This is a genomic window from Pseudomonas sp. 43(2021) (genome assembly GCF_017490805.1).
In the GTDB taxonomy this organism is placed as follows: Bacteria; Pseudomonadota; Gammaproteobacteria; order Pseudomonadales; family Pseudomonadaceae; genus Aquipseudomonas.
On sequence record NZ_JAFGYJ010000193.1, the window covers coordinates 1 to 569 of the forward strand.

General features: G+C 56.8%; 2 protein-coding genes. Both read right to left on the reverse strand.

Going from position 1 to position 569, the window contains the following annotated elements; genetic code table 11:
- Positions 1 to 367 (reverse strand): NAD-dependent epimerase/dehydratase family protein (locus J5M71_RS26705; protein ID WP_207838487.1); only part of this gene is annotated, 367 nt, incomplete at its 3' end.
- Positions 364 to 569 (reverse strand): hypothetical protein (locus tag J5M71_RS26710; protein ID WP_207838490.1); only part of this gene is annotated, 206 nt, incomplete at its 5' end. The genes J5M71_RS26710 and J5M71_RS26705, both read right to left, overlap by 4 nt.

A 569-nucleotide genomic window follows, 5' to 3' on the forward strand; every position in this document is an offset into this window, starting at 1 on the left:
GCGTCAGTTCGGCTTCCTCGCTCAGCAACTGCTCGCTAGCCCCGTAGACCGTATCGCTGGAGAAAAAAATGACACGTGCGCCTCGAGCCACTACGCCGCAGATCAGTGTCAAGGTGCCCGTCACATTCACCTGGAATGCCGTCTCATAATCCTTTGCACACGCGTCCGGAGACGATATGGCCGCGGCGACTGCAACAACGTCTCCCGCGCTCACTTGTTCGTATGGAAACGCCTCGGCGCGGGCCAACGAGAAAACGATGTCGGCGCCATCGCGCGTCGAAGTTCCCAGCGTTCTCCAGCGCCGGCTGCATGCATCGAACAATGTCTTGCCGATGTAGCCCGTGCTGCCCACCAGAAATACCTTCATGATTCAAAAGCCCTGCGCAACGCCGTTCGAACCCAGCGACGATTTGCGGCGACACGATCGAAGAACGCGGAAACGTCGGCCTTCGGCGAGCGCTCAAACCACTCGAACTGCTCCAGGAGATACGGTTCGTAGGCCTTCTTCTTGTAAAGCACCTGATACTCGTTCATCCTGTTCAATTCTGAAAAATCGAAGCAATCTCGAT